Annotated in this window: 24 protein-coding genes; 14 read left to right on the plus strand and 10 right to left on the minus strand. The window is 40.0% G+C overall.

Annotation, left to right across the window (positions count from 1 at the left end; all coding sequences use genetic code 11):
• Positions 1-23 precede the first annotated feature (23 nt).
• The 7 genes from hutH (at position 24) to murI (ending at position 8,874) form a co-directional block, all read left to right on the plus strand.
• The gene (gene hutH, locus R5R67_RS09660) at positions 24-1,562 is read left to right on the plus strand and encodes a histidine ammonia-lyase (protein ID WP_000421600.1); all 1,539 of its coding nucleotides are present in this window, start codon (positions 24-26) and stop codon (positions 1,560-1,562) included.
• Positions 1,563-1,626: 64 nt separating this feature from the next.
• A complete protein-coding gene (locus R5R67_RS09665) occupies positions 1,627-3,039 on the plus strand; it encodes an amino acid permease (protein WP_000081464.1) in 1,413 nt (470 codons plus the stop codon).
• Positions 3,040-3,090: 51 nt separating this feature from the next.
• Complete coding sequence (gene hutI / locus R5R67_RS09670; RefSeq protein ID WP_000737799.1) at positions 3,091-4,296, plus strand: imidazolonepropionase; 1,206 nt, start codon at positions 3,091-3,093, stop codon at positions 4,294-4,296.
• Between the two features lie 10 nt (positions 4,297-4,306).
• The gene (gene hutG / locus R5R67_RS09675) at positions 4,307-5,227 is read left to right on the plus strand and encodes a formimidoylglutamase (RefSeq protein ID WP_001016877.1); all 921 of its coding nucleotides are present in this window, start codon (positions 4,307-4,309) and stop codon (positions 5,225-5,227) included.
• A gap of 253 nt (positions 5,228-5,480) precedes the next feature.
• Positions 5,481-7,307 (plus strand): DUF885 domain-containing protein, encoded by a 1,827-nt coding sequence (locus R5R67_RS09680; RefSeq protein ID WP_000797601.1) that lies wholly within the window; start codon positions 5,481-5,483, stop codon positions 7,305-7,307.
• A 104-nt stretch (positions 7,308-7,411) separates the two neighbouring features.
• Positions 7,412-8,050 carry an HAD family hydrolase gene (locus R5R67_RS09685; protein WP_000415727.1) on the plus strand — a complete coding sequence of 213 codons (639 nt, stop codon included), beginning with the start codon at positions 7,412-7,414 and terminating at the stop codon, positions 8,048-8,050.
• Positions 8,051-8,073: 23 nt separating this feature from the next.
• Positions 8,074-8,874 (plus strand): glutamate racemase, encoded by an 801-nt coding sequence (gene murI, locus R5R67_RS09690; RefSeq protein WP_001063716.1) that lies wholly within the window; start codon positions 8,074-8,076, stop codon positions 8,872-8,874.
• An 85-nt stretch (positions 8,875-8,959) separates the two neighbouring features.
• On the opposite strand, the gene glmS is transcribed toward murI, so the two are convergent.
• The 8 genes from glmS to R5R67_RS09730 all read right to left on the minus strand — a co-directional run bounded on the left by glmS (position 8,960) and on the right by R5R67_RS09730 (position 17,221).
• Positions 8,960-10,798, minus strand: a complete 1,839-nt coding sequence (gene glmS / locus R5R67_RS09695) for a glutamine--fructose-6-phosphate transaminase (isomerizing) (protein ID WP_000334189.1) — start codon at positions 10,796-10,798, stop codon at positions 8,960-8,962.
• Between the two features lie 12 nt (positions 10,799-10,810).
• Entirely contained in the window at positions 10,811-12,175 is a 1,365-nt protein-coding gene (glmU, locus tag R5R67_RS09700; protein ID WP_000108582.1) for a bifunctional UDP-N-acetylglucosamine diphosphorylase/glucosamine-1-phosphate N-acetyltransferase GlmU, read from the minus strand.
• Positions 12,176-12,191: 16 nt separating this feature from the next.
• Positions 12,192-12,707, minus strand: a complete 516-nt coding sequence (locus R5R67_RS09705) for a phosphatidylglycerophosphatase A (protein ID WP_000380673.1) — start codon at positions 12,705-12,707, stop codon at positions 12,192-12,194.
• Positions 12,685-13,602 (minus strand): thiamine-phosphate kinase, encoded by a 918-nt coding sequence (gene thiL / locus R5R67_RS09710; protein WP_000807406.1) that lies wholly within the window; start codon positions 13,600-13,602, stop codon positions 12,685-12,687. Before thiL ends, R5R67_RS09705 begins: the two co-directional genes overlap by 23 nt.
• A 15-nt stretch (positions 13,603-13,617) precedes the next feature.
• Positions 13,618-14,067: a transcription antitermination factor NusB gene (gene nusB, locus R5R67_RS09715; RefSeq protein WP_000084188.1), complete on the minus strand. Its 450-nt coding sequence runs from the start codon at positions 14,065-14,067 to the stop codon at positions 13,618-13,620.
• Positions 14,068-14,070: 3 nt separating this feature from the next.
• Positions 14,071-14,541 carry a 6,7-dimethyl-8-ribityllumazine synthase gene (ribE, locus tag R5R67_RS09720; RefSeq protein ID WP_001007829.1) on the minus strand — a complete coding sequence of 157 codons (471 nt, stop codon included), beginning with the start codon at positions 14,539-14,541 and terminating at the stop codon, positions 14,071-14,073.
• Positions 14,542-14,552: 11 nt separating this feature from the next.
• Entirely contained in the window at positions 14,553-15,674 is a 1,122-nt protein-coding gene (gene ribBA, locus R5R67_RS09725) for a bifunctional 3,4-dihydroxy-2-butanone-4-phosphate synthase/GTP cyclohydrolase II (protein ID WP_001131392.1), read from the minus strand.
• Between the two features lie 239 nt (positions 15,675-15,913).
• Positions 15,914-17,221 (minus strand): hypothetical protein, encoded by a 1,308-nt coding sequence (locus R5R67_RS09730; protein WP_086247733.1) that lies wholly within the window; start codon positions 17,219-17,221, stop codon positions 15,914-15,916.
• Positions 17,222-17,280: 59 nt separating this feature from the next.
• Between R5R67_RS09730 and serB the strand changes: the two genes are divergently transcribed.
• The 3 genes from serB to R5R67_RS09745 all read left to right on the plus strand — a co-directional run bounded on the left by serB (position 17,281) and on the right by R5R67_RS09745 (position 19,982).
• Positions 17,281-18,504, plus strand: a complete 1,224-nt coding sequence (serB, locus tag R5R67_RS09735; RefSeq protein WP_001206799.1) for a phosphoserine phosphatase SerB — start codon at positions 17,281-17,283, stop codon at positions 18,502-18,504.
• Positions 18,505-18,913: 409 nt separating this feature from the next.
• Positions 18,914-19,249, plus strand: coding sequence for a ciprofloxacin tolerance protein AciT (aciT, locus tag R5R67_RS09740; protein ID WP_000255593.1), 336 nt, complete (start codon positions 18,914-18,916; stop codon positions 19,247-19,249).
• 253 nt (positions 19,250-19,502) lie between these two features.
• Positions 19,503-19,982 (plus strand): hypothetical protein, encoded by a 480-nt coding sequence (locus tag R5R67_RS09745; RefSeq protein ID WP_000778126.1) that lies wholly within the window; start codon positions 19,503-19,505, stop codon positions 19,980-19,982.
• A 39-nt stretch (positions 19,983-20,021) separates the two neighbouring features.
• Here the strand turns inward: R5R67_RS09745 and dtd are convergent, their stop codons facing one another.
• Positions 20,022-20,465 carry a D-aminoacyl-tRNA deacylase gene (dtd, locus tag R5R67_RS09750; RefSeq protein ID WP_001202026.1) on the minus strand — a complete coding sequence of 148 codons (444 nt, stop codon included), beginning with the start codon at positions 20,463-20,465 and terminating at the stop codon, positions 20,022-20,024.
• Between the two features lie 168 nt (positions 20,466-20,633).
• Here dtd and pncB point away from each other — a divergent pair, with 168 nt between their 5' ends.
• The 4 genes from pncB to R5R67_RS09770 all read left to right on the plus strand — a co-directional run bounded on the left by pncB (position 20,634) and on the right by R5R67_RS09770 (position 25,340).
• On the plus strand, positions 20,634-21,848 hold the full coding sequence (gene pncB, locus R5R67_RS09755) for a nicotinate phosphoribosyltransferase (protein WP_000074557.1): 1,215 nt from the start codon (positions 20,634-20,636) through the stop codon (positions 21,846-21,848).
• Between the two features lie 150 nt (positions 21,849-21,998).
• Positions 21,999-22,847, plus strand: a complete 849-nt coding sequence (locus R5R67_RS09760) for a sulfurtransferase (RefSeq protein WP_000174475.1) — start codon at positions 21,999-22,001, stop codon at positions 22,845-22,847.
• Positions 22,844-23,695 (plus strand): archaetidylserine decarboxylase, encoded by an 852-nt coding sequence (gene asd / locus R5R67_RS09765; RefSeq protein ID WP_000011218.1) that lies wholly within the window; start codon positions 22,844-22,846, stop codon positions 23,693-23,695. The genes R5R67_RS09760 and asd overlap by 4 nt, the downstream gene beginning before the upstream one ends.
• Positions 23,696-24,119: 424 nt before the next feature.
• On the plus strand, positions 24,120-25,340 hold the full coding sequence (locus tag R5R67_RS09770; protein ID WP_000921704.1) for an acetamidase/formamidase family protein: 1,221 nt from the start codon (positions 24,120-24,122) through the stop codon (positions 25,338-25,340).
• 26 nt (positions 25,341-25,366) lie between these two features.
• Here R5R67_RS09770 and R5R67_RS09775 read toward each other — a convergent pair whose 3' ends face one another.
• Positions 25,367-26,125 (minus strand): AcfC family putative adhesin, encoded by a 759-nt coding sequence (locus R5R67_RS09775; protein ID WP_000043214.1) that lies wholly within the window; start codon positions 26,123-26,125, stop codon positions 25,367-25,369.
• Positions 26,126-26,419 lie beyond the last annotated feature (294 nt).

Genomic DNA, 26,419 nt, shown 5'->3' on the forward strand with positions numbered 1-26,419 from the left:
GTGCAAAAAATTAGGAAGCCAACATGGAATTACTGATCCAACCGGGAAAACTGACCTTAGCCGATTTACGTCAAGCTTACCTCAACCCAATTAAAGTTAAACTAGATGAAAGTGCTTCATCTGCAATTAATGCAAGCGTGGCTTGTGTAGAGCAAATTGTAAATGAAGGACGTACAGCTTACGGTATTAATACAGGTTTTGGCTTACTTGCCTCAACTAAAATTGCGCCTGAAGATTTAGAAAAATTACAGCGTTCATTAGTTCTTTCGCATGCGGCAGGTGTAGGCGAAGCACTTGATGATGCAATGGTTCGTTTAATTATTCTATTGAAAGCAAATAGCTTGGCACGTGGTTTCTCTGGTATTCGTCGTAAAGTCATTGATGCTTTGTTGGCCTTAATCAATGCTGAAGTTTACCCACACATTCCACTTAAAGGTTCAGTAGGAGCTTCTGGCGACTTGGCACCACTTGCACACATGTCTTTAGTTTTACTTGGTGAAAGTAAGGCACGTTATAAAGGTGAATGGTTACCAGCAGTTGAAGCTTTAAAAATTGCAGGTTTAGAACCAATTTCTTTAGCGGCTAAAGAAGGTTTGGCACTTTTAAATGGTACACAGGTTTCAACAGCTTACGCTTTACGCGGCTTATTCGAAGCAGAAGATTTATTTGCTGCCGCGACAGTTTGTGGTGGCTTAAGTGTTGAAGCAATGCTTGGTTCACGTGCACCTTTCGATGCGCGTATTCACGAAGTACGCGGCCAACGTGGTCAAATTGATGTGGCTGCGGCTTATCGCGATTTATTGACTGATTCGAGTGAAATCTCTCGTTCACATGAAGAATGTGGCAAAGTTCAAGACCCATATTCTTTACGTTGCCAACCACAGGTGATGGGTGCATGTTTAACTCAAATCCGTCAGGCTGCTGAAGTATTAGAAATTGAAGCAAATGCTGTATCTGATAACCCGCTTGTGTTTGCTGAACAAGGTGACGTGATTTCTGGTGGTAACTTCCATGCAGAACCTGTTGCAATGGCGGCCGACAATTTAGCATTGGCAATTGCAGAAATTGGTTCACTGTCTGAACGTCGTATTTCCATGATGATGGACCGTCATATGTCACAGCTTCCACCGTTCTTGGTAGCAAATGGTGGTGTTAACTCGGGCTTTATGATTGCTCAGGTAACCGCTGCTGCTCTTGCAAGTGACAACAAAGCGCTTGCACATCCTGCAAGTGTGGATAGCTTACCGACTTCAGCCAACCAAGAAGACCATGTATCGATGGCTCCAAATGCTGGTAAACGTCTTTGGTATATGGCTGATAACGTTCGCGGCATTTTAGCTGTTGAATGGTTAGGCGCTTGTCAGGGTCTAGACTTCCGTGAAGGTTTAAAAAGCTCGCCTAAACTTGAACAAGCTCGTAAAATCTTGCGCGACCAAGTTCCTTACTACAGTGAAGACCGTTTCTTTGCTCCTGATATCGAACAGGCTAGTGAATTGCTTGCGAGTGGTTGCCTAAACGAGTTACTCATTCCAAAACTACTCCCTAGTTTATCTGAAGTGTGATTGATAAAACGGTCACATGGAGTGGCCGAATCCAACTAAATTTCCTCAAGGATTGGAGATTATAATGTCACAAAACTCCACACTACAGCGGGGCTTAAACACCCGCCACATTCGTTTCTTGGCATTGGGCTCAGCAATTGGAACTGGGCTTTTCTATGGTTCGGCAACTGCTATTAAAATGGCAGGGCCTTCAGTATTACTTGCGTACATCGTTGCAGGGATTGCAATTTATATTGTGATGCGCGCACTGGGTGAAATGGCAGTCCATAACCCTGTCTCTGGCTCATTTAGCCACTATGCTTCTCAATACATTGGTCCTTTGGCCGGCTTTACGACAGGCTGGACTTATGTTTTTGAGATGGTGATTGTTGCAATTGCCGATGTCACTGCGTTTGGTATTTATATGGGGTTCTGGTATCCCGATGTCCCACGGTGGATCTGGATTTTGTCTCTCATCATGTTCTTGGGCGCAATTAACCTCATTCATGTGAAAGTCTTTGGTGAACTCGAATTTTGGCTCTCAATTGTCAAGGTGAGTGCCATTGTTGCCATGATTTTAGGTGGCTTAGGTTTGATGTTCTATGGCTTCCATGCTGACCATAGCAGTGTAGTGCCGGGGATTCAAAACTTATGGATCTATGAAGGCTTTATGCCACATGGCATTGCAGGCTTGGTTGCATGTTTATCTGTAGTGGTATTTGCTTTCGGTGGTATCGAAATTATTGGTATTACAGCAGGTGAATCACAAGACCCGAAAACCACTTTACCGAAAGCAATTAATGCTGTTCCGGTACGTATTTTACTTTTCTATGTACTAACCATCTTTGTACTCATGTCGATTTTCCCATGGAACCAGATTGGTAGCCAAGGCAGTCCGTTTGTACAAATTTTTGAAAACTTAGGCATTAAATCTGCTGCAAATATTTTAAATATTGTGGTGGTAACTGCTGCAATTTCGGCAATTAACAGTGATGTGTTTGGTGCAGGTCGTATGTTGTACGGTATGGCAAATCGTGGTCAAGCACCTCGAATTTTCCAAAAATTATCGCGTAATGGTGTGCCTTGGATGACTGTCGTGGTTATGGCTGGCGTGCTGTTAATTGGTGTGGTGCTGAACTACCTGATTCCTGAAAATGTGTTTGTCATCATTGCATCAATTGCAACGTTTGCAACTGTTTGGGTATGGCTCATGATCTTGCTTTCGCAAGTGGCTATGCGCCGTAAATTATCTACAGCTGAAATTAAGGCACTTGATTTCCCTGTATTTGGCTGGCCATATGCCCCTGCTTTTGCAATCGGTTTTATGGTGTTCATTTTAGTGATGATGGGCTACTTCCCAGATTCGCGTCCTGCAATTTATGTAGGAATCACTTGGCTTGCTCTCTTAACTATTGCTTATCGTATTTGGGTAAAACCAGAGCAAAGCTTGGGAAAGGAAAGTGAGCCTGTCCAGCAAAACATAGAAATGGAAAGCTAACAAATCAGCTGCCCAATAGTTTTACTGTTGGGCAGTTTCGAGGATAGGCTAATGAAAAAACTTTGGCAAAACTGCCATATTGCGACCATGCAAAATGGGCAATATTCCTACATTGAAGATGCTGCAATTGTCACAGAAGGGCATCTCATCCACTGGATTGGAAAACAACAACAACTTCCTGCCGACACTTATTCCGAAACAGTTGACTTAAATGGCGCTTGGGTAACCCCGGGGCTCATCGACTGTCATACGCATAGCGTATTTGGTGGCAACCGTAGTGTTGAGTTTGAAAAGCGCTTACAAGGTGTGAGTTATGCTGAAATTGCTGCAAGCGGTGGCGGCATTGCCAGTACTGTTCGTGCAACACGTGAAGCAAGCGAAGAACAATTACTAAGCTCAGCACTTAAACGTATTCGCTGTATGCAACAAGACGGTGTAACGACCATCGAGATTAAGTCTGGTTACGGACTGAATTATGAAAATGAACGCAAGATGCTTCGTGTGATTCGTCAAATTGGTGAAGCTTTACCAATGACGGTCAAAAGTACCTGCTTAGCTGCTCATGCTTTACCGCCAGAGTACAAAGACCAAAGCGACGCTTATATCGAGCATATCTGTACAGAAATGCTGCCTAAACTGCATGCTGAAGGTTTAGTCGATGCAGTTGATGCTTTCTGCGAGCATTTAGCATTTTCACCTGCTCAGGTTGAACGTGTTTTTAAAACGGCACAATCATTGGGGCTACCCGTTAAGCTTCATGCCGAACAGCTTTCATCGCTAGGTGGTTCAAGTTTGGCAGCACGTTATCATGCTTTGTCGGCTGACCATTTAGAGTACATGACCGAAGATGATGTCAAAGCCATGGCAGAGTCGGGCACGGTTGCAGTGTTATTACCGGGTGCCTTTTATTTATTGCGTGAAACACAATACCCACCGATTGAAAGCCTCATTAAACATGGCGTGCGTATTGCGCTGTCGAGTGATTTAAATCCGGGTACATCTCCAGCACTTTCTTTACGTTTAATGCTGAATATGGGCAGTACGTTATTCCGTTTAACGCCTGAGCAAGCATTAGCAGGTGTCACTATTCATGCTGCACAAGCGCTTGGTTTAGAGCAAACACACGGTAGTTTGGAGCAGGGTAAAGTCGCTGACTTTGTCGCTTGGGATATTGAGCATCCATCTGAAATTGTTTACTGGCTGGGCGGAGATTTGCCTAAGCGAGTCGTTCAGCATGGACAAGAAGTTATTTTTTAAACGGTGTCACATGAATCACACATTTAAATGGCAAGGCCGACATGATGGCGAGGGTGAGGCACATCAACGTATTCACCATATAATGAACACCACCCAACATGCTGAATTTGCCCTGATTGGTTTTAGCTCTGATGAAGGCGTAAAACGTAATAAAGGCCGAGTTGGTGCTGCCGACGCACCAGATGCGATTCGTACCCAACTGGCTAACTTACCAATTCATCGTCCAGTCAGTATTGTCGATTTGGGTACAGTGACCTGTGAATCTGAGAATTTAGAGCAAGCGCAAACCGAGTTGGCAGAGCAAGTCGCAAACAGCTTACAAAATGGTTTAAAACCGATTGTATTGGGCGGTGGACATGAGGTTGCCTTTGGCAGCTTTAGCGGTCTGTTCCAATATGTACAAGCCCACGCACCAGATAAAAAAATAGGCATTATTAATTTTGATGCCCATTTTGATTTGCGTGAAGCTGAACATGCTACCTCTGGAACACCATTTTTACAGGCAGCTCGACTTTCAGAACAGCATCAAAAACAATTTAATTATTTATGTATTGGGGTCGCTAACCATGCCAATACTAAAGTTTTGTTTGATACAGCCGATGCTTTAAATTGTCCATATTTACGCGATCATGAGGTTAATATTTTTAACCTAAACAACGTGCTCGCAGCGATTGATGCTTTTATTGAAAAAGTAGACTGTTTGTACGTTACGATTGATTTAGATGTCTTCGCGGCTGCGGTTGCACCGGGGGTCAGTGCACCAGCTGTCAAAGGAATTGATTTAGCCACTTTTGAAGCGATTTTTAAGCATATTCGAGAGACTGGAAAAATTAAACTTTTAGATATTGCTGAATGCAATCCAAAATTTGATTTAGACAATAGAACAGCAAAACTGGCTGCCTATATTGTTTATCAATATTTGTTTTCTTGAGAAACAATTTTTAGTGTAGAAATTAAAAAGTGCACTGAGATCGTTCATGTGCACTTTTTTTAAGTTCTTGGTCTATTAAAGTCAGATGTGGAATATAGATAGCAACTATAAATAATATAATTAAAAAGAAAATTAATTTATAAAATCATTTAGTTAAAAAAATACTCGATTTTTACACCATTTTATATGCTGCTTGGCACGTAATTTGTTTTGTCTTTATTTTAACCTTTGTTAAATATTTCTGGATAATTAAATGAAAAACAGAACCTTACATTTTGCTTGTATCAGTGTTTTATTTTGGATGTCTCATTCTTCTAATGCTGCACCCCCCGAAATAAATACAAATACCATCGAAAAATCACAATCTAAACCAAATAGTAATGTCTCTGTTCGGGTGAAAGTTTTAAACCAGCTTTTACAGGAACAGTGGGAATATACTTTGAAAAATAGTCCTGAAACTGCAACCGTTTTAGGAGATTTACGCTACAACAATCGATGGACTGAGCTTTCAAAAAATCAGATCGAGAAAGATAAAAAAAGTACGCAAAATTTTTTAAAACGTTTTGAAGCAATTGATAGCACAGGGTTTTCAGTAACTGATCAATTAAATAAAGATTTAATGATTTATCAGTTGAAAGAAACACTTAAAAATTATGATTTGAAATTATATGAAATGCCTTTTAATCAAATGTGGGGGCTACATTTACAATTTCCGGGATTTATTAGTTCGATTCCATTTGATAATGCTAAGCAATATCAAGACTATATTTCTCGTTTAAAACAAATTCCTCTTATTCTTGATCAAGGTATTCAGTTAGCGAAACAAGGACAAAAAGATGGCTTGATGCCACCGAAATATTTAATTGAAAAGGTGGCAAAGCAGATTAATAGTATTGCAGCTCCCGCAGGGGCAGACAGTGTTTTTGCTTCTCCATTAAAGCAATTTCCAAAAAATATTTCGAAAGCAGAACAAGAGCGTTTAAGCCGTGAAATATTACAGACTATAGATCAGAATGTTCGGCCTGCCTATCAAAAACTCGGTACGTTTATTCAGAAAGATTACTTACCCTATGGACGACAGCACGAGGGTATATGGAGCTTGCCAAACGGTGACGAGCTCTATCGCTTTTATGTAGAAAATAATACGACAACCTCGGAAAGCCCTGAAAATATTCATCAGCTCGGATTAAAAGAAGTTGCTCGTATAGAAGCGGAAATGCTGAAAATTGCTAAAGCACAAGGCTTCAATGATTTAAAAAGCTTCCAACAATCTTTAAAAACAAATCCTGCGGTTTTCCCAAAATCTCGTGAAGAAATTTTAGAGATATATCGCGGGTATATTGCCCAAATGCAACCAGAGTTGCCGAAGCTGTTTGGTTTATTACCCAAAAATAAAGTTGAAGTTTTGCCTGTAGAGCAATATCGCGAAAAAGAAGCGGCAGGTGCGGAGTATCACCAAGGCACGCCTGATGGTTCACGTCCCGGACAAGTATATGTAAATACTGGCGACTTCTCTGAACGTTCCAAAATATCAATGGAAGCAACCGCTTACCATGAGGCAATTCCCGGCCACCATATGCAGATTGATATTGCCCAAAACCTGCCAAATTTGCCGATGTTCCGAAAGCAACCCAACCATACTGCTTATATTGAAGGATGGGCACTTTACGCAGAGCAATTGGGTAAAGACGTTGGTTTCTATAAAGACCCGCTTTCAGACTATGGAAGACTATCGAGTGAGTTGTTCCGTGCTTGTCGTCTAGTGGTCGATACAGGCGTGCATTATAAAAAATGGACGCGGCAGCAAATGATTGATTTTATGCGTGAACACTCTGCTTTAGATGAACCTGATATTCAGGCAGAGGCAGACCGCTATATTGCTATTCCTGCCCAAGCATTAGCATATAAGATGGGACAGCTCAAAATTTTAGAGCTACGAGAGCTAGCCAAACAGGAGCTTGGAGATCGTTTTGATATCAAAGCGTTTCATGACATGATTTTAAATGCAGGAACACTGCCTTTAAATATACTGGATGCCCGTATTAAAAATTGGATTAAGGAACAAAAAGCGGCAGCTTAAAACAAAAATCAAAATTTAGGTCAGGTCCTCGTAGGGCCTGATTTAAAAACCAATAGAAAACAGAATATAATTATAAAAAATATATTTTATTTCAGAACTTTAAAATGGAAAAATCTTTAAAAGAATACCAAGCTATTATTTTTGATATGGACGGTACTTTAGTCGACTCCTTTAGCTTCTTTTTAGGGGCATTAAATCAGCTTGCCAAGAAGCATAAATTTAAATCTGTAGAGCTACATGAAGTAGAGCAGTACAAACATCTTTCACCAAAAGAAATTATGAAAGAGATGAATGTTTCTAGGTGGAAACTGCCTTGGATTGCCAAAGATTTCATTCGTTTAATGAAAGAAAGAGATCAAGAAGTTTACATGTTTGAAGGCATGCGGGATCAGCTAATAGAACTACATAAGCGGGGATATACGCTCGCAATTATTACTTCAAACTCTAAAGAAAACTGTCAAAGTATTCTTGGTACAGAACTATGTGAACTTTTTAGCCATATTGATGGTGGCTCGTCTATATTTGGTAAAGCTAAACGAATTAAGCGTGTTCTAAACATTTTGAATTTAAATAAAGAGCAGGCTATTTATGTTGGTGACCAAACGACTGATGGCGAAGCTGCACATAAAGCAGGCATTGATTTTGCTGCGGTAGGTTGGGGTTATACATCGGCTGAAAAATTAAAAACCATTCAGCCCAAAGTCGTGCTAACAGACTTGGCAACCATGAAAAAATTTTTCTGAATATATGAAATGCAGGACAAACCATGAATAACAATAACAACCCGATTGGAATGATTGATTCTGGTTTAGGTGGGTTGTCTCTTTTTAAGCATATTCGGCAGGCCCTTCCGAATGAAGACATTATCTATTTCGCTGACTCGAAATATGTCCCGTATGGAGACAAAGAAAGCGACTGGATTGTTTCACGAACCACTCATTTAATTTCAAACTTAGTTGCTCAGGGCAAATGCAAAGCGATCGTAATTGCTTGTAACACCATGACGGCTGTAGCGATTGAAACGATTAGAGCGCAAATTAATGTGCCACTTATTGCAATAGAACCCGCCGTAAAACCGGCAGTAGCAATCACTCAAAGTAAGCATATTGCGGTTTTGGCAACTGCCACCACGGTAAAGGGTAAAAATTTAAAAAGTTTAATTGAAACGTATGCGCAAGATATTAAAGTGTCTTTAGTGCCTTGTATTGGCTTAGCTGAAAAAATCGAAACGGGCAAAGCACATACCGCGGAAGTTAAAGATTATTTAAAAAATATTTTGGCGCCGTTGGTCGAGCAAAAAGTCGATACGATTATTTTAGGATGCACACACTATCCATTTGTCTCAGATACGATTCAGGAAATTGTAGGCCGTGATATTCAAATTATTGAGCCTTCGGAAGCTGTGACAGCGCAATTAATACGGCAGCTCAATCAATATCATTTAAGTTCTGAAAGTCCAAATGAGGGGAATCATATTATTTGGACCAGTTCAGACCCGTTGGAAGTTGCGGACGTTACTTTTTCTTTGTTATCTGAGAAATTGTCTGTAAAAGCTGTAGAGCTATAAAAAGCCCAATAGGCAATTAATGCATATCGGGCTTAATAAATCAGTTATTAAAGCAGGTGATGCCTTAATAATGATCTTTTTTGAATTACTCTACAGTTACTGACTTCGCCAAGTTACGTGGCTGGTCAACGTCTGTACCACGTAATACAGCAACGTGATAAGACAACAACTGAACTGGTACGCTATAAATGATTGGTGCAAGCCATTCGTTTACTGCTGGAATTTGTACAACGTGTTGACGATCTTTTTCGACTACACCGCTATTTTCATCAGCAAAAACGAATAACTCACCGCCACGCGCCTGAACTTCTTCCATATTCGACTTAAGCTTATCAAGCATTTCGTCATTTGGCGCAAGAATCACGATTGGCATTTCAGTATCAACAAGTGCCAATGGGCCATGTTTTAACTCACCAGCCGCATAACCTTCTGCGTGAATATATGAAATTTCTTTAAGCTTTAATGCACCTTCCAAAGCGATTGGATAGTGTGTGCCTCGGCCTAAGAATAAACAGTGTTGTTTTTCAACGAACAATTCTGATAAACGTAAAATTTCAGCATCTTGCTTAAGCGTATCAAGAATGACTTTCGGGCTGTGCCACAATTCACGAGCAAGCTCTTCAATCATCACATTGCTAATACGCTGTTTCACTTGACCAATTTTCAAGATTAACAACATTAATGCAGCAAGCTGAGTCGTGAACGCTTTTGTTGATGCAACACCAATCTCTGGGCCTGCAAGCGTCAATAAGTGGTGATCAGTTTCACGCACCATTGAAGAAGTTGCGACGTTACAGATCGTTAAAGTCTGAATGTCGATATTATTTGCTTTAGCACGTTTTTGAGTTTCACGTAGTGCAGCTAAGGTATCCGCTGTTTCACCTGATTGTGAAATACAGATGTAAAGTGTATTTTCCACAATCACTGGTGAGCGATAACGGAATTCACTCGCAATCTCAACTTGGCAAGGCACACCAATCAATTGCTCAAACCAATATTTAGCGATCATTCCTGAGTGATAACTTGTACCACACGCAATAATTTGAACACTTTGAAGTTTACTGAAATCTGCATCAGCATCTTTCAAGAAATCATCACGTAAATTGTTGCCATCAAGCGCTTGAGAAATTGTTTGTTTGATTGCTTCAGGCTGCTCATAAATTTCTTTGAGCATGTAGTGTTTATATTCACCTTTTGAAGCACTGCTTACAGTTGCATCAAGTTCTTTAACTGGACGTTCAACACGTTCACCTTTTACAAATACTTCAATTGAAGTACGAGTAAGACGGGCAATATCGCCTTCCTCTAAGTAAATAAAACGGTTTGTTACTGGTAAAAGGGCCAATTGGTCTGAACTGATAAAGTTCTCGCCAATACCCACACCAATTACAAGTGGTGAACCTTCACGTACAGTAATGAGTTCATCTGGGTAATCGCTGTGAATAATACCTAACGCATAGGCACCTTTAAGCTGAGGAACTACAGATTCTACTGCTTCAAGTAAACTATCAGTATTTTTTAGAGCTTCTGCAACTAAATGGGCTACCACTTCAGTATCTGTTTGAGAAGTAAATACATATCCTAAAGCTTGAAGGTCATCTTTAAGCTCTTGATAGTTCTCGATAATACCGTTGTGAACGACTGCTACCTTGCCTGACATGTGCGGGTGAGCATTATTTTCGGTCGGTTTACCGTGTGTTGCCCAACGGGTATGCGCAATACCAATTGCTCCAGTAAGCTGGTGTTCTGAAACAGCGTCTGCAAGATTGGCAACTTTACCAACACGGCGTTCACGTAAAATTTGCTGGTTATTGAGTAAAGCAACGCCTGCCGAATCATAACCACGATATTCAAGACGTTTTAAACCTTCAATTAAAATCTCGGTTACACAACGTTCTGCAACGCCTCCGACGATACCACACATATTTCAATCCTCTTATTTTTTAAGCTTTTGGGGACGTTGATAATTTGCTTTAGAAATTTGTTGAGCACGCTCAAAGGAGAGACTTTGTTCAGCCACATCTTTCGTAATCACAGAACCCGCACCGACTGTTGCTCCATTACCAATAGTCACAGGCGCAACCAGCGAGCTATTAGAACCGATAAAAACTGCATCGCCAATAGTGGTTTTGTGTTTATTTGCACCATCATAATTGCAGGTGATTGTACCTGCCCCAATATTTGATTCAGCACCGATCTCGGCATCACCTAAATAGCTGAAATGGTTAGCTTTACTGCCTAGACCGATCGTTGTATTTTTGACTTCAACAAAGTTGCCGATATGTACTTCATTTGCCAATTTAGCACCTGGACGTAAGCGTGCGAATGGACCAATTTGGGTATTTTCCCCAACAACTGCTCCATCAAAAACGCTGTACGCTTGGACTTTAGTGCCCGCTGCAATGGTTGTATTTTTTAAAATACAGCCCGCACCGATTTCTACAAAGTCACCGAGTTCACAGTCGCCTTCAATAATGACATTCACATCAATACGGACATCATGACCAACTTTTACTGTACCACGTAAATCAAAACGTGCAGGATCAGCAAAAGTTACGCCTTGCTGCATAAGTTCTTTTGCTTGTTGCTTCTGAAATTCACGCTCAAGTGCTGCAAGTTGCAGGCGGTCATTTACACCTTCAACTTCAAATGCGAGCTCTGGTTGAATTGAGGCGATTTCTAAACCATCAGCAACAGCCATCGCAACGATATCAGTTAAATAGTATTCGCCTTGTGCATTTTCATTTGAAAGCTTAGGCAACCACTCATGCAGTTTTGCATTGTTGACACAGTAAATACCTGTGTTGATTTCTTGAATTTGACGCTGAGCTTCGGTTGCGTCTTTATGTTCAACAATTGCTTGGATTTTACCGTCTTGGCGGACAATACGGCCATAACCTGTTGGGTTATCGACATGTAAAGTAATCATGCCAATACCGGTTTTATTTGATACTTCAATCAGTTGTTCAAGTGTTGTTTGACGGACTAAAGGAACATCACCGTATAAAATTAATGAAATGCCGTCTTTAGGAAGTACAGGTAAAGTCATCTGTACAGCATGACCGGTCCCTAACTGTTCTGCTTGTTCAACCCACTGAATATTTTCTTGTGCGAATGTCTTTTTTACGTGATCGCCACCATGTCCATAAATGGTAATGATGTTTTCTGCTAATAGTTGTTTTGCTGTTTTAATAACATGTCCTAGTAGCGGGCGACCAGCTAAAGGTTGTAGTACTTTAGGGAGCTGAGAACGCATTCGCGTTCCTTTGCCTGCAGCAAGAATAATGACAGTAGTTGACATGAATAACTCGAATGATTTAACTCAAATGGATAATAATTAGTGTACAAAGAGCAGCCCATACACCGGCAATAATATCGTCAAGCATAATACCAAAACCACCGTGTACTTGGCGATCAATGACGCGTATAGGCCAAGGTTTCCAAACATCGAAAATTCGAAATAATATAAATCCTGTAATTACCCAAATCCAATTTATTTGTTGTAAATAGAGCAGAGGAAGAAAGGTAATAGATTGACCTGCAAATTCATCCCACACAATTCGACCATCATCATGAACATCAAGGATTTTTGCAGTTTGACCGCAAATATAAATACCCACCACTGACATGATGAGAATAGCGATTAAACTTAAAGTAAACCCGAGAGATAACCAGATGGGAACAAAAAGTAAGGCGAAAGCAGAGCCAAAAGTACCAGGTGCTTTAGGAGCAAGACCAGATCCAAAACCAACCCCACAGAAAACGATGCAGCGGTTGAACCAAGACATGTCTTTAAAATGAATCGGCGGTTTATGCAAAGTGTTGGTATCCATGAATTTGCAATGGGTAATCTGAACCCAAATGCTCAAAAGTTAGTTTTGTTTGCTCAACGATCTGTCCGATCATTGTAATCTTAACGTCTAGTTGTTTTTGCAAAAGTTTTTCATAATTTTGCGGTGTTATTGTAAAACATAATTCGTAGTCATCACCACCTGCCAAGGCATATTGCCAACGTTGTCGTTCTTCTAGTTGTTGCAGTACAGGATCGACAGGTAATTTTTCCAGGATGAGTCGTGCTCCAACCTTGGATGCTTTTAAAATATGTCCTAAATCTTGAGCTAAACCATCTGATACATCGATCATGCTAGAGGCGAGCCCTTTTAGCTCTTCTCCAAGCTTACAACGTGGCGTCGGATAGTCCAGTCTTTGTTGTAGGGAATGTCCTAAATGCTGAAGCCCATAAGCAGCATCACCAATCTGCCCACTTACACAAACATAATCACCGACCTTAGCACCTGAACGTAATACAGCTTTTCCTGTTTCAATCCAGCCCATGGCTGTGACGGTAATGGTAAGGTGCGGACCTTGAGTGGTATCTCCGCCAATTAAGGCAACTCCAAATTGATTACAACAGTCATAGATTCCCTGACTAAATCCTTCAAGCCACTCATGGTCAACTTGAGGCAAGCTGATCGCAAGTAAAATACTATGTGGTTTGGCACCCATTGCAGCAATATCAGACAGATTTACGGCAACACTTTTCCAGCCAATCGCATGGGGCGAGGTTTCAAGAGGGAAGTGACGTCCAGCAACAAGTGTATCTGCACAGATCACCAGTTGTTGATTTGGAGGGGGAGTAATTAAGGCTGAGTCATCACCAATACCAAGCGCAACGTCAGGATGTGACTGACGATTAAAGTATTGATCAATAATTGAGAACTCAGCCATAGAACATCAAGCCTATTATTTTGCTTGTTGTTTTTCTGCGCTACGCAGTGTCGAACTTAAACGGTCTAATACACCATTGATGTATTTATGACTGTCTGCTCCGCCAAAATGCTTCGCAAGTTCGATTGCTTCATCAAGTACCACACGATATGGAATTTCTAGATGATCACGTAACTCGTAAGCACCTAAACGCAAAGTTGCGAGCTCTACACCATCTAGCGCGTCAATTTCACGGTCAAGTACCGGAATAAGTAACGCATCAAGGTCTTCGTGCTGAGCGATAACTTGAGTAAGTAGTTCGTGATAATAGTTCAAGTCTACCTTGTGCATTGCATTTTCAGCACGTGTACGCGCTTCAATTTCATGTACAGGGTTGTGACTCATTTGCCACTCATAAATACCTTGTACAGCAAAACGACGTGCTTTACGTTTTGCTGCATAAGCGGCTTGCAGTGTTTGAGACATGCTTTAAATTGCCTTTAATAAATTAACCATTTCAATTGCAGTTAAAGCAGCTTCGCTACCTTTGTTTCCTGCTTTTGTACCTGAGCGTTCGATTGCTTGCTCGATGCTGTCAGTAGTTAATACACCATTGATAACAGGCAAGCTGCTTTCTAACGCAACTACACCTAAACCTTTCGCACATTCACCAGCAACAAAGTCAAAGTGAGGTGTGCTACCACGAATGACTGCACCGAGTGCAATGATGGCATCAAACTGGTTTGATGTAGCTAATTTTTTAGCAACGATCGGTAGTTCCCATGCGCCTGGAGCGTGAATAACAGTAATGTTATCTTCATTTACGCCATGACGTTTTAACGTGTCGATCGCGCCTTCTAATAAGTGTTCAACAACAAAACTGTTGAAACGACCCACTAAAATCGCATAACGACCTTCGCTTGCGAGATGTAATAAACCTTCAATACGGCGAATTGCCATAGCAACCTCGATTATTTCGTTGTGATTTGATCAGCAGTGACATATTCCACTACTTCTAAATTAAAGCCAGATAAGGCATTGAAACGCAATGGTGAGCTCAGAAGCTTCATTTTTTCAACACCTAAATCACGCAAAATTTGAGCACCAACACCAATGGTTTGATATTGATGTGAAAGTGCTGCATTGGATTTCACCGGTTTTGGCTTAGTTAAATCATCCAACGCTGGTCCCAAGTCTTGCAAATGATCTTGTCCGATCCAGACTAAAACGCCGCGGTCACTTGCTGCAATCGTTTGTAGCGCACGGTCTAGATTCCAAGCCGGTTCACCGTCAGCTTTATTTAGCTTAAGCAAATCGCGAACAGGACTAAAACCATGTACACGTACCGTTGTAACGCCTTCTTTTGGCTCACCTTTGACTAAAGCCAAATGAATGTCAGGGTTACCTATCTCACGATAGCGATAGAGCTCAAATGAACCATATTCTGTTTGAATCGTTCTTTGATCCAAACGTTCTACAGTTTGCTCATTGGTCATACGGTAGTGGATTAGGTCGGCAATTGTACCAATTTTTAGGCCATGCTTCTCAGCAAAAATTTCTAAATCTGCGCGGCGTGCCATTGTGCCATCTTCTTTGATGATTTCACAAATGACAGATGCAGGCTCAAGACCTGCCAGTCGTGCTAAATCACAACCTGCCTCGGTATGACCTGCACGGTGTAATACACCACCTGGCTGTGCCATGAGTGGGAAAATATGGCCCGGTTGTACAATATCGGTTGGTTTGGCATGTGCTGCCACAGCAGCTTGAATCGTGTGAGCACGTTCTGCTGCCGAAATACCTGTGGTAATACCTTCAGCTGCTTCGATAGATAACGTAAAGTTAGTACCATGCTGGGCACCGTTCTGGTCAACCATCAGCGGGAGGTTTAATTGTTTACAACGTTCACGGCTTAAAGTTAAGCAAACTAAACCGCGTGCATGTGTAATCATGAAGTTAATATCTTCAGGGCGTACATGCGTTGCTGCGATGACAAGGTCACCTTCATTTTCACGGTCTTCGTCATCCATTAAGATGACCATTTTGCCTGCACGAATATCGGCGACAAGTTCTTCAACACGACTCAGCGGCATTCGCTTTCACCTTTTTTTGTCGTAAGACAATTTCTATTGAATAAATTTCGCATAGTTTACGCTGTTTATAGAATTTTGCCTATGATTCTGATTTATCCAAATTTACGACTCAACATCATAGAACCGGATTTATTTAGATAAATAAATCATAAAGAAATAAAATTATTTAAAATAAATACCATAAATTTAGATAAAAAAACCTAGCCGAATGGCTAGGTTTAAATGCGCACAATAAATTTTTAAGATGCTGCACTACTCGGGCTGTCATTTTGAGGAATTGATTTTTTACCCATCAAAATTTCAGTTCGAATATTTTGTGCAAGCTCTGCACATTCAGCATTCATACCATTGATCATAAATGCATGACGAGTCATGACATTACTTGGGTTAGGCATTGCAACAAGCTGATAGCTGTCTTGAATTGCTTTAAGCTGTTCATTATCAAGGTAGAGTGCAGATTCTTTCGCATGAAGATGTTGCGCTAAACGTTGAGCAGCTTCTTTGGCATCAATTTGCATTGCTTCTACGGCATTACACACGGCACTGCGAGTTTGTAGTGCAAAGCGTTTATCTTCACGGTAACGCTTATATAAAACGTCTGAAAGCAATTGGAAAACCGTACCTACCATAAGTAGACACTCTACAGCGTGTGGATGTGAAGTCGAAATGGCAAGTGTTGCGCCCTCTGCATGAAACTCGTCTACGACATCAATATCAGTCGCTTTCAAATGATAATGCTTCGTACATAGCTCAACACTCTTGTTTAAAAAGAGCTGACAAAGTTTGAAGTACGGTACAGAAACAGACTGGTTAACACTACTTAATAACTGTTTAGGGTCATAAAATTGAATATTAAGTGCCAAGGTATTTTGGTCTGTAGACTCTAAGCTTTTTTCTGGTTGCGAGCGAACAATTGGTTTAGCTTTAGCTTGCTGCTGAGCTTGAGCAATCAAGGTCACTGTATTTTGTTTTTCAAGCGCGAGAGCTTGAGTTAACTCTTGAATTTCATGTTTTAAACGATTTTCTTCGTTAATACGGGCTAAGTATTCGCTACGTGTTGGGCGAGCAATGGCACGGTAAGCCAGCCATAATAAAACATGTAAGAACAGTGAGGCTAAAATCGCAAGCCATTGGGTACGAAGAATTTCCCCAATACTTGGTTGAATTAGTGTGATTTCAATAGAACCGACTTTTTTCTCGTTTTGAAGCGCATCACGAACAAAAATTTCACCTTGGCGAGTTTTTGACATGCCGCTTGTTGCCAAAACTTGTTTATTGGCGTCAAGAATACGGATAGATGCCACACTTGGATTGGTCGCATAGCGATTGGCAATCAGAGCTAAAGAGACCGTATTGGCAGGTTCAAGCTCAGATAAGCTGTCTGCAACGAGTTGACTGGTCATGAGCTGACCTTGGCTCGCACGGTTTTCATTGAGCTGGTGTGTCGTTGCAATCACCAATAAAAAGGTATGCAATGCAAAACTAATGATCAGTAGGCTAGCAAATAGCCCTTGTCTAGGCGCAATCAAGTTAAACTTCCAAGGCAATTATATTGAAATTCGATTATGATTCTTACAATAGTTGTCACTCAGACTAGAGTCAATTCATGCGAGAAATCATTCTTATATCCTTTTTAGGACCGGACCAACCAAACCAGTTTACCCGATTAATGCAAGTACTATCCGTACATTCATTGCAAATACTGGATGTAGGTCAGGCTGTTATTCATAATCAACTGACATTGGGCATTGTGGTCGCCTCTGAAAATGAAACCGCGACCGCGTTGGCAATGAAAGAGATTTTGATTTTAGCACATGATATTGGCTTAACAGTGCGCTTTAAACCTATCTCGGGCGCAGAATACGATCAATGGGTCAGCGAAGGTGGACGAACTCGTTATATCGTCACGGCTTTAGCACCGGAACTCACTGCTGCACATTTACAAGCCGTTACACAAATTGTGTCTAGCCAAGGCTTTAACATCGAAACTGTAACTCGTTTATCAGGTCGTGTAGATCTTGAAAAAGATAGCACATTGCCTCGCCGTGCTTGTGTACAGTTTGGTTTAAGCAGTGGTCCGACTTTAGATGCTCAAGCTATGCGTGCAGCTTGTTTGCTTCTTTCAAGCGAATTAAATATTGATGTGGCTGTTCAGGAAGATAACGCTTATCGACGTAACCGCCGTTTAGTCTGCTTCGATATGGATTCAACTTTAATTGAACAAGAAGTAATTGATGAATTGGCGCTTGAAGCAGGGGTGGGCGAGCAAGTTGCTGAAATTACTGAAAGAGCGATGCAAGGTGAGTTGGACTTCCAGCAAAGTTTCCGTGCGCGGGTTGCTTTACTCAAAGGTCTTGATGCATCAGTTTTACCTAAAATTGCAGAGCGATTGACGATCACTGAAGGTGCCGAGCGCCTCATTTCGACTTTAAAAGCCCTTGGATATAAAACGGCAATTTTATCTGGTGGCTTCCAATATTTTGCTGAATATTTACAAGCTAAATTAGGCATTGATGAAGTTCACGCTAACGTTTTAGATGTACAAGATGGCGTTGTGACTGGTGAAGTAAAAGGTGTAATTGTTGATGGTGCCCGTAAAGCAGAGTTGCTGCGTGAGCTGGCGAACAAACTCGGTATTTCACTAGAGCAAGCGATGGCTGTTGGCGATGGCGCAAATGATTTACCGATGCTTGCGATTGCAGGACTTGGCGTAGCATATCGTGCTAAACCACTGGTGCGTCAAAATGCAAATCAGGCGATTTCAAGCGTTGGTCTGGATGGAGTACTGTATTTACTCGGTATGCATGACAAAGATTTAAGCCGTGCTTAAATAATAGTGAACAATCATTAAGCGCTGCTCAAGAGTAGCGCTTTTTTTATGCAGAATAGTCATAAAAACAAGCAAGTTATGACAAAATTATGCACAGAAAAAAGGCAATAAAAAAAACTGAAAAAAACTTATTTTGAGGCAAAAAAACAGCATAGTTTTTTGTAATGACACGCCAGAATTGATGCCATATAGGAAGTAGAACTTTTTTAAATTTACAAAAATGTAATGACAAAAGAATGTTGCGACAAAGTATGTCGCATCGACAAATAACAGGTCTTTTTTTCTAAAAAAAAACATCCATAATGCTTTCTAAGCTTCAACACAAATCATGAATTAAAGTTGTTTTTGGAATGAGGTCTGGTGTTCAGACCGAATGTTTTTAGACGTTTTCATTAAGACGGAGGTTTCTATGGTAACAGCGAATTTTGCCGCTATCGCCGGACTCAGCTTAATTGCTGTCGCGCTTGTTGCTGTGTTCTTTTCTCCTTACCGTCGTTGGCTTGGTTTTATGCTTGCAGGGATGTTTTTTTGGGGGCTATTGGAAGTGGTCCGTTTTGGAGTTCAAGTCACTTTTGAAATGCCAGTCACATATAGTTATTTAACTGCACTAAGTCTAGCGATGGTAATGGTTACATTTGTTTTATTACGTGAGGATAAACAGGCACAGAAGGCTTTGGCAAATCGCCAATATATAGAACACACGCCAGTATATGAAGATGATCAGCAGCAATGTTCTAGCCGATAATTCAATTGTTATCTAACGGTAAAAAGGTATGCACAGCATGCCTTTTTTATTTACGAAAACATGATTTTTATTATACAAAGCATTTATTAAAAAATAGCCAGTTATGCTACGATAGACTGGTCTGTTGACGTTTCATATATAGATTGCGTTGCCAATTAGAATATCATCAGTCGATGCACGAAACAGGCAATGGTGAGTCCTTGCTGAGTTTTGCCCCAAGGTTTTCATAAAAATACAATAGGCGTGAATGTTCATGAAACTTTCTTCTATACCTGTAGTCAAGTTACCACTTGTTGATGTCAGTACAGACCCGTTAGATTTATTGGTAGCAGGTTTGGCGCTGCGTATGAAACAGTTGGCACGTACAAGTCCTAAGTTTATTGAGCTAGTGCATGACCGCGCATTCCGTATTCAAATTGGTACTGATTTAGGTGTGGCTCGCCAAATTATTATTAATCATGGTCACATCGATACAGTTGCTGGATCACCTGAAAAAGCTGACTTTATTTTGCAGTTTGCAGATAGCGAACAAGGCGTAAAAACTTTACTCAAAGGTGACCCAACAGCATTTATGACGGGTATGCAAGACGGCAGCATTAAAATGGAAGGTGATTTCAGCTTGCTCGTTTGGTTTAACCAAGCAGCTAAATTGATTCCACCAAAATTACCAAAACCAGTAAAAGATAAAGTACGTCAAGCACGTGCTTTTATTAAAGAAAAAACTGGTCGTTAAGATCTAACAAAAAACTCCCGATTGGGAGTTTTTTTATATCTATGCTTCAACTTCTAAATTGAAAGTGACTGGTCCATCATTAATCAAATGAACTTTCATATCCGCAGCAAAAATACCTGTTTGAACATTTTCAAACTGTGAACGAGTATATTCTACCAACTGTTCATATAGTGCTTTTGCGTCGCTAGGTGGCATGGCCGGACCAAAGTCTGGACGTAGTCCTTTTTGCGTTTGAGCCATTAAAGTGAACTGTGAAACAAGCAGGACTCCGCCATTTGCCTGAGATACATTCCAGCCCATTTTGCCTTGCTCATCATCAAAAATACGATATTTCAAAATCTTGTCGATGAGCTTTTGTCCGGTGGCGAGCGTGTCGTCTCGACCGATCCCTAAAAAAACCAATAAGCCATGCTGGATTTCACCGGTCGTTTCACCGTCTACTACTACTTTAGCTTCAAGAACTCGTTGTATTAAAGCGCGCATTGTTAGAGAAAGTTTCTGCAATTAATTGAATGGATGCAGTTTAGCAGAAATTAAATTAAATGATTTTTAAAAGGAAATTTCATGGAACTGCAACAATGGTATAAAAGCTCGCAATTCATCTAGAAAAATATGCTTTAATGCTAAGAAGCAAGCGAATAATCATTGACTATGTCTCCAATTATCCATTCTTTACTTGATACAGACTTGTATAAATTTACGATGCTACAAGTGGTTCTGCATAAATTCCCGCAAACGCATAGCGTCTATCACTTTCGTTGCAGAAATTTAGAAGATACTGTCTATCCATTAGTGGATATTTTGGATGACTTAAACGAGCAGCTCGACCATTTATGTAATCTCAAATATAAAGAAGACGAACTACAATATTTAAGAAAATTACGATTTATTAAAAGCGACTTTGTCGATTATTTAGAATTATTTCAACTCAAACGCCGTTTTATTCATGCGAGTATAGATGAAGAAGGTCGATTAGACATCCGTATTGAAGGGCCAATGGTTCAGGCCATGATGTTTGAGATTTTTGTTTTAGCCATTGTAAATGAATTATATTTTAGCCGGATTAAAACAGATGAAGTCTGGGCTGAAGGCGAGCGTCGTTTACAAGCAAAACTTGAATTAATTCAGCAATACGAAAAAGCTCAACAACCGAATGATCCACCATTTTTAGTTTCTGATTTTGGTACCCGCCGCCGTTATAGTTTTGAATGGCAAAAACATGTAGTTGCTGCATTTCATAACACTGTGCCAAATGTGTTCCGTGGTACAAGTAACGTCTTGCTTGCCAAAGAGTTAAATATTACGCCAATTGGAACCATGGCCCACGAATTCCTACAAGCTTTTCAGGCGCTTGATGTTCGCTTACGTGACTTTCAAAAAGCTGCTTTAGAAACGTGGGTTCAAGAATATCGCGGAGATTTAGGAATTGCTTTAACTGACGTAGTTGGTATGGACGCTTTCCTCAGAGATTTTGATTTGTATTTTGCCAAATTATTTGATGGCTTACGTCATGACAGTGGTGATCCGTACGAGTGGGGTGATAAAGCATATGCACACTATCGTAAATTAAAAATTGATACCAAAACCAAAATGTTGACCTTTAGTGATGGCCTTAATTTGCCAAAGGCTTGGGAACTACACCAATATTTCAAAGACCGTTTCCAGGTGAGTTTCGGTATTGGTACTAATTTGACCAATGACATGGGCCAAACACCGCTCAATATTGTATTGAAACTGGTTGAGTGTAATGGTCAGTCTGTTGCTAAAATTTCGGACAGCCCTGGCAAAACCATGACTGATAACGATACATTCTTGGCCTATTTACGTCAGGTTTTCCAAATCGAAGAGCTGGATGAAGCAATTTAATTACAATAGTGCTTAAGCGCTTGGCAGCCACTTAAGACTTGAGAATTTTAATATCTGATTTTCTGCTAAACACTAGCAGAAAATCAGAGTTTGATAGATATAAGCTTATGCTAAGATGAAATTAAGCTGGTATAAAAAGTAACCATGACGATGACACTCCCTGATTTTAAACTCGATTTATTAATAGAAGCAGAAGAGTTAGTGCCTTATTTAGGCAATGAATATATCCGTATTGTTGATTTGAGCCGTGCATCAGTTTATGAGCAACTCCATGTTCCGCATGCTATTCACTTACAGCCTAAATGGTTAGTTGCTCAACACGAAGAAGCAACAGGTGTTTTACCGGATGAAGCAGGTTTACAAGCGCTTATTGAAAAATTGAATATTTCACCAAATCACCATGTGGTGGTCTATGATGATGAAGGTGGAGCATGGGCAGGGCGTTTAATCTGGAATCTCCATTGCTTAGGTTTTACCCGTACAAGTTTAATTAATGGCGGAATTCATGCATGGCTTGGTGCAGGTTTACCCACCACAGCCGAGGTTGAAGAACTTCCTCGAGTTGATAACTTAATTCAGATCGATTTATCACATGCTGCTCAGTTCCGAGTGAACTATGAAGAACTACGCAAACAAGTTGAGCAAGAAAGTGTGCAATTGTGGGATTGTAGAACTAGTGATGAATATAGTGGCGTCCGTTTAGCAGCGCGACGCGGTGGTCACATTCCAAATGCCCTCCATTTTGAATGGAGTACTGCACTTAATCGTCAAAATCATCTAAAATTGCATCCGCTTGAACGCACGCGGCAGCGTCTTGAACAACTTGGGTTCGATTTAAAGCAACCTGTAGTCGTATACTGCCAGTCACATCACCGTTCTGGTTTGGCTTATATTCTGGCTAGACTTTTAGGTTGGGAAGCAAAAGCCTATGATGGTGCGTGGAGTGAATGGGGCAATCGCCTCGATAGTCCTATCATTACTGGAGAATCGCCGTCTTGAGTTTTACATCTCGCTTAAAAAAAGAATTATTTATTAAGGCACAAAATCTTGTTCCTCAGCATCAGTTAAGTCGTGTAGTGGGTAAAGTTGCTGCAAGTGAAAATCCAATTTTAAAAGCTGCTGTTATTCATGCATTTAAAACCAAGTATGGCATTGATTTATCGATTGCTGAACAAGGCAATGCACTGAAATATAAATCTTTTAATGATTTCTTTACCCGTGCATTGAAAGATGGCGTACGTTTAGTTGATGAAAATCCGGATAGTATTGTTTCACCAGCGGATGGCGCGATTTCTCAAATTGGTAAAATCACTGCGGGCGAAGTATTTCAAGCAAAAGGCCAAAGTTTCTCTGTAGAAAAGTTAATTGGCGATCCACAACTTGCTCAGCCTTTCCAAGAAGGTGAGTTTGCAACGGTTTATCTTTCTCCACGTGATTATCACCGTGTTCATATGCCATTTTCAGGCACATTAACTGAAACGTTATATGTACCGGGTGAGTTATTTTCAGTAAATCAGGTGACTGCTGAAAATGTACCGGGATTATTTGCCCGTAATGAGCGTATGGTTTGTTTGTTTGATACTGAGCTTGGTCGTATGGCCGTTGTTTTGGTCGGCGCTATGATTGTGGCAGGTATTGAAACTGTGGCAACAGGTAAAGTAAAACCATCGGGTCGTATCGAATTACAGCATCATGAGTTGAAGTTAGAGAAAGGTGCTGAGCTTGGCCGTTTTTATTTAGGTTCCACCGCAATTATTTTATTTGAAAAAGATAAAATCGAGTGGGAAAAACGTTTTAAAGCCGAGTCCGTTGTTGTTATGGGCGAACGTATGGGTCATACCATTTAGTCCGTTATATTGCTCCCTAAAAACAAGTAAACCCTGACTTTAATTATTCAGGGTTTTTTTGATTTAAATTATATAAACCTAAAATATATAATTATGTTTGGATTTATATTATATAGAAATATAATTATTATTAAGTGATCTAAATGAGTACGTTATATAGGCTAGTCTATAAATATGTATCTGAAGAGAGCAAAATATTAATATGATTAAAAATTAATAAATAAAAATAGAATGAAATATTTAAGTTAGACTTAAGTCGAGGTTTTAATTTTACTTGAAGATAAGTTATTAAATCTAAAAAATTTATTTAGTTTTATAAATACGAGGCGCTTTTTAGATATTGCACAGCCTTTAGCCTTGGCACAATGCTTGCTACTTGTTCAGAACTTTACTGTAACTTTCATATTTTTTAGGTTCTAAAATCATGTTAAAAGTTAAATGTCTGACAGCTTCAGCTTTATCTGTACTTTGTATTTCACTCACTCATGCCAATGATTTTAAAGTTTTAAATCAAATTTCAAAACAGCCTACTCAACTTCAAACTGGGGAATATAAAGGGAATTATTATGTTCCATCTACTTTAAATACCATTACATGGGGCTATTTACCAAATCGAGATGCTAAACCCGTGCTTACTGTTCCGTCGGGTAGTGTCGTAACATTTGATACGGTTTCTCATGAAGGTTTGCTTGAAGACCAAGGACGTAATGCTGAAAAGTTCTTTAAATCGAAGGGTGTAAATTCTAATCAAATATTGGAAGATGCAAAAACAATTACGCAGTCAAATTTAAAGCATGATTTTCATAAAGATGGGCCGCATATTGTGACAGGCCCTGTTGCAATTGAAGGTGCACAGCCCGGTGATATTCTGAAAGTTGAAGTACTTAAAGTTGAGCCACGTGTACCTTACGGTGTTATTTCAAATCGACATGGTAAAGGTGCTTTAGTAGGGGAGTTTCCTAAAAAAGCAAAGCAAGAAAATGCATCGGCTGAGCATCCTGAACGCTATGGAAATGTATCGATTTTCACTCCAATTGAAAAAAATGCACAAGGTGAATACGAAGGCGTATTAAAAACAGAATCGGGTAAATCAATACGTTTTCCGCTCTATCCTTTTATGGGAATTATGGGGGTAGCAGCCAATACGTCTGAGCCTGTTCACTCTGTACCACCTGCAATGTATGGCGGAAATATTGATATTAATGAACTAGGTGCAGGTTCAACCGTGTATTATCCTGTTCAGGTTAAAGGTGCATTATTCTATACGGGTGATAGTCATTTCGCGCAAGGCGATGGGGAAGTGGCATTAACGGCACTAGAAGCTTCAGCCCGCGCCACACTGAAATTTACCTTACTCAAAGCAGGTAAGGACAAAATACCGGGCAAAGAGCTAAAACAACCTTTAGCTGAAAATGCTGAGTTTTGGATTACACCAGGACTTGATGAAGATCTAGATGAAGCGATGAAGAAATCTACACGTGAAGCCATTCGTTTCTTAAACCAAGAATACGGTATTGACGAAGCAACAGCGTATGCCTATTTAAGTGCCGCAACTGATTTTGAAGTTTCACAAGTAGTAGATAAAACCAAAGGCATTCATGCAAAAATCAGAAAAGCTGATTTTAAAGAGTTTGAGAGTAAATAATAAGAAAGGGAGCCAAGCTCCCTTTTTTATTTAGTCCAACCATATTTTTTGAAAATAGCATTACATTGCTGAGACGATAAAAACTCTACAAAACGTTTTGCTTCAGTGTCTTTTAAACTATGTTTAGTCAAAGCTACGCCTGTGTCGCGATAGACAACTAGCTCTGGTTCGATAGGTATAATTTGTCCAACGTCTGGGGTAGTGATTCCCCAAATATTAAAGACTAACCAAGCATCATAGCTGCTATTTTCTTCCCAGTTTTTCTTGGCAATACCTGTGTTGGCTGCATAGGTGACAATATTCTTTCGAAAAGCTTTTGTTAATTGAATATTTCCGGTTCTGCCAGCGATATCTTCCCACATACCGACTTGACCTGCCCCATGTGTAACTAAAACCTTAACGCCAGATTTAGCGAGGTCTTTAAATCCTTTAATATTTTTAGGGTTTCCTTTTCTCACTAAAATCGCTGCGGGACGTAAATATAAAGGTTCTACCGAGTCTTTTATAATTTGCTCAGAAAAGGTATTTTCGAAATCAGACATCATGGCTTCTGAACCGCTATATATAACATCAGCATCTAGTTTCGCCTTTTCAGACCATTGAGCAGTAGGACCAGAAGTCACATGGACTGCTATACCTGTCTTATTGGTGAATTGTTTGGCGGCTTCTTTCATAGCGGGTGCTGGCCCACCGGGACCATATACTTGTACGTCTGCAAAGCTATGGATGGATAGAGAACCGAGAATAAGAAAAATCAGGTAGGGTATAAATTTTTGTTTTGACATTTTAATCGCTATAGTAATTAAGAAAATATCAGCATATATTTTTTACCATTGAAATTGGATTAATTTTTGCAACGATATTTATAATACATTTCTTTAAAATATATTTTAATTAAATTTTAAGTGACTATATAAATGTAAATTATTTTGAGTTGAATATAAATATAGATAATTCTATGGTAATTTATATTTTATAAATTAATTATTTAAATAGATGTAATGTAAATAATAGAGGAGTAATCCCTTGATTAGAAAAAGTAATTCTTTATTAAAAATTTTATTTAGCAGTATTTGTTT

Source organism: Acinetobacter sp. OYA S30 (genome assembly GCF_033599315.1).
Classification (GTDB): Bacteria; Pseudomonadota; Gammaproteobacteria; order Pseudomonadales; family Moraxellaceae; genus Acinetobacter; species Acinetobacter baumannii.

Excerpts from the sequence above, each read along its gene's own strand:
- R5R67_RS09665 (WP_000081464.1), top strand. The coding sequence starts at position 1,627 with ATGTCACAAAACTCCACACTACAGCGGGGCTTAAACACCCGCCACATT.
- glmU (WP_000108582.1), bottom strand. The coding sequence starts at position 12,175 with ATGTCAACTACTGTCATTATTCTTGCTGCAGGCAAAGGAACGCGAATG.
- thiL (WP_000807406.1), bottom strand. The coding sequence starts at position 13,602 with ATGGCTGAGTTCTCAATTATTGATCAATACTTTAATCGTCAGTCACAT.
- R5R67_RS09705 (WP_000380673.1), bottom strand. The coding sequence starts at position 12,707 with ATGGATACCAACACTTTGCATAAACCGCCGATTCATTTTAAAGACATG.
- dtd (WP_001202026.1), bottom strand. The coding sequence starts at position 20,465 with ATGCGCGCTTTAATACAACGAGTTCTTGAAGCTAAAGTAGTAGTAGAC.
- pncB (WP_000074557.1), top strand. The coding sequence starts at position 20,634 with ATGTCTCCAATTATCCATTCTTTACTTGATACAGACTTGTATAAATTT.
- R5R67_RS09770 (WP_000921704.1), top strand. The coding sequence starts at position 24,120 with ATGTTAAAAGTTAAATGTCTGACAGCTTCAGCTTTATCTGTACTTTGT.
- R5R67_RS09745 (WP_000778126.1), top strand. The coding sequence starts at position 19,503 with ATGAAACTTTCTTCTATACCTGTAGTCAAGTTACCACTTGTTGATGTC.
- R5R67_RS09775 (WP_000043214.1), bottom strand. The coding sequence starts at position 26,125 with ATGTCAAAACAAAAATTTATACCCTACCTGATTTTTCTTATTCTCGGT.
- glmS (WP_000334189.1), bottom strand. The coding sequence starts at position 10,798 with ATGTGTGGTATCGTCGGAGGCGTTGCAGAACGTTGTGTAACCGAGATT.
- R5R67_RS09760 (WP_000174475.1), top strand. The coding sequence starts at position 21,999 with ATGACACTCCCTGATTTTAAACTCGATTTATTAATAGAAGCAGAAGAG.
- murI (WP_001063716.1), top strand. The coding sequence starts at position 8,074 with ATGAATAACAATAACAACCCGATTGGAATGATTGATTCTGGTTTAGGT.
- R5R67_RS09680 (WP_000797601.1), top strand. The coding sequence starts at position 5,481 with ATGAAAAACAGAACCTTACATTTTGCTTGTATCAGTGTTTTATTTTGG.
- hutI (WP_000737799.1), top strand. The coding sequence starts at position 3,091 with ATGAAAAAACTTTGGCAAAACTGCCATATTGCGACCATGCAAAATGGG.
- ribE (WP_001007829.1), bottom strand. The coding sequence starts at position 14,541 with ATGGCAATTCGCCGTATTGAAGGTTTATTACATCTCGCAAGCGAAGGT.
- hutH (WP_000421600.1), top strand. The coding sequence starts at position 24 with ATGGAATTACTGATCCAACCGGGAAAACTGACCTTAGCCGATTTACGT.
- hutG (WP_001016877.1), top strand. The coding sequence starts at position 4,307 with ATGAATCACACATTTAAATGGCAAGGCCGACATGATGGCGAGGGTGAG.
- ribBA (WP_001131392.1), bottom strand. The coding sequence starts at position 15,674 with ATGCCGCTGAGTCGTGTTGAAGAACTTGTCGCCGATATTCGTGCAGGC.
- nusB (WP_000084188.1), bottom strand. The coding sequence starts at position 14,067 with ATGTCTCAAACACTGCAAGCCGCTTATGCAGCAAAACGTAAAGCACGT.
- aciT (WP_000255593.1), top strand. The coding sequence starts at position 18,914 with ATGGTAACAGCGAATTTTGCCGCTATCGCCGGACTCAGCTTAATTGCT.
- R5R67_RS09685 (WP_000415727.1), top strand. The coding sequence starts at position 7,412 with ATGGAAAAATCTTTAAAAGAATACCAAGCTATTATTTTTGATATGGAC.
- serB (WP_001206799.1), top strand. The coding sequence starts at position 17,281 with ATGCGAGAAATCATTCTTATATCCTTTTTAGGACCGGACCAACCAAAC.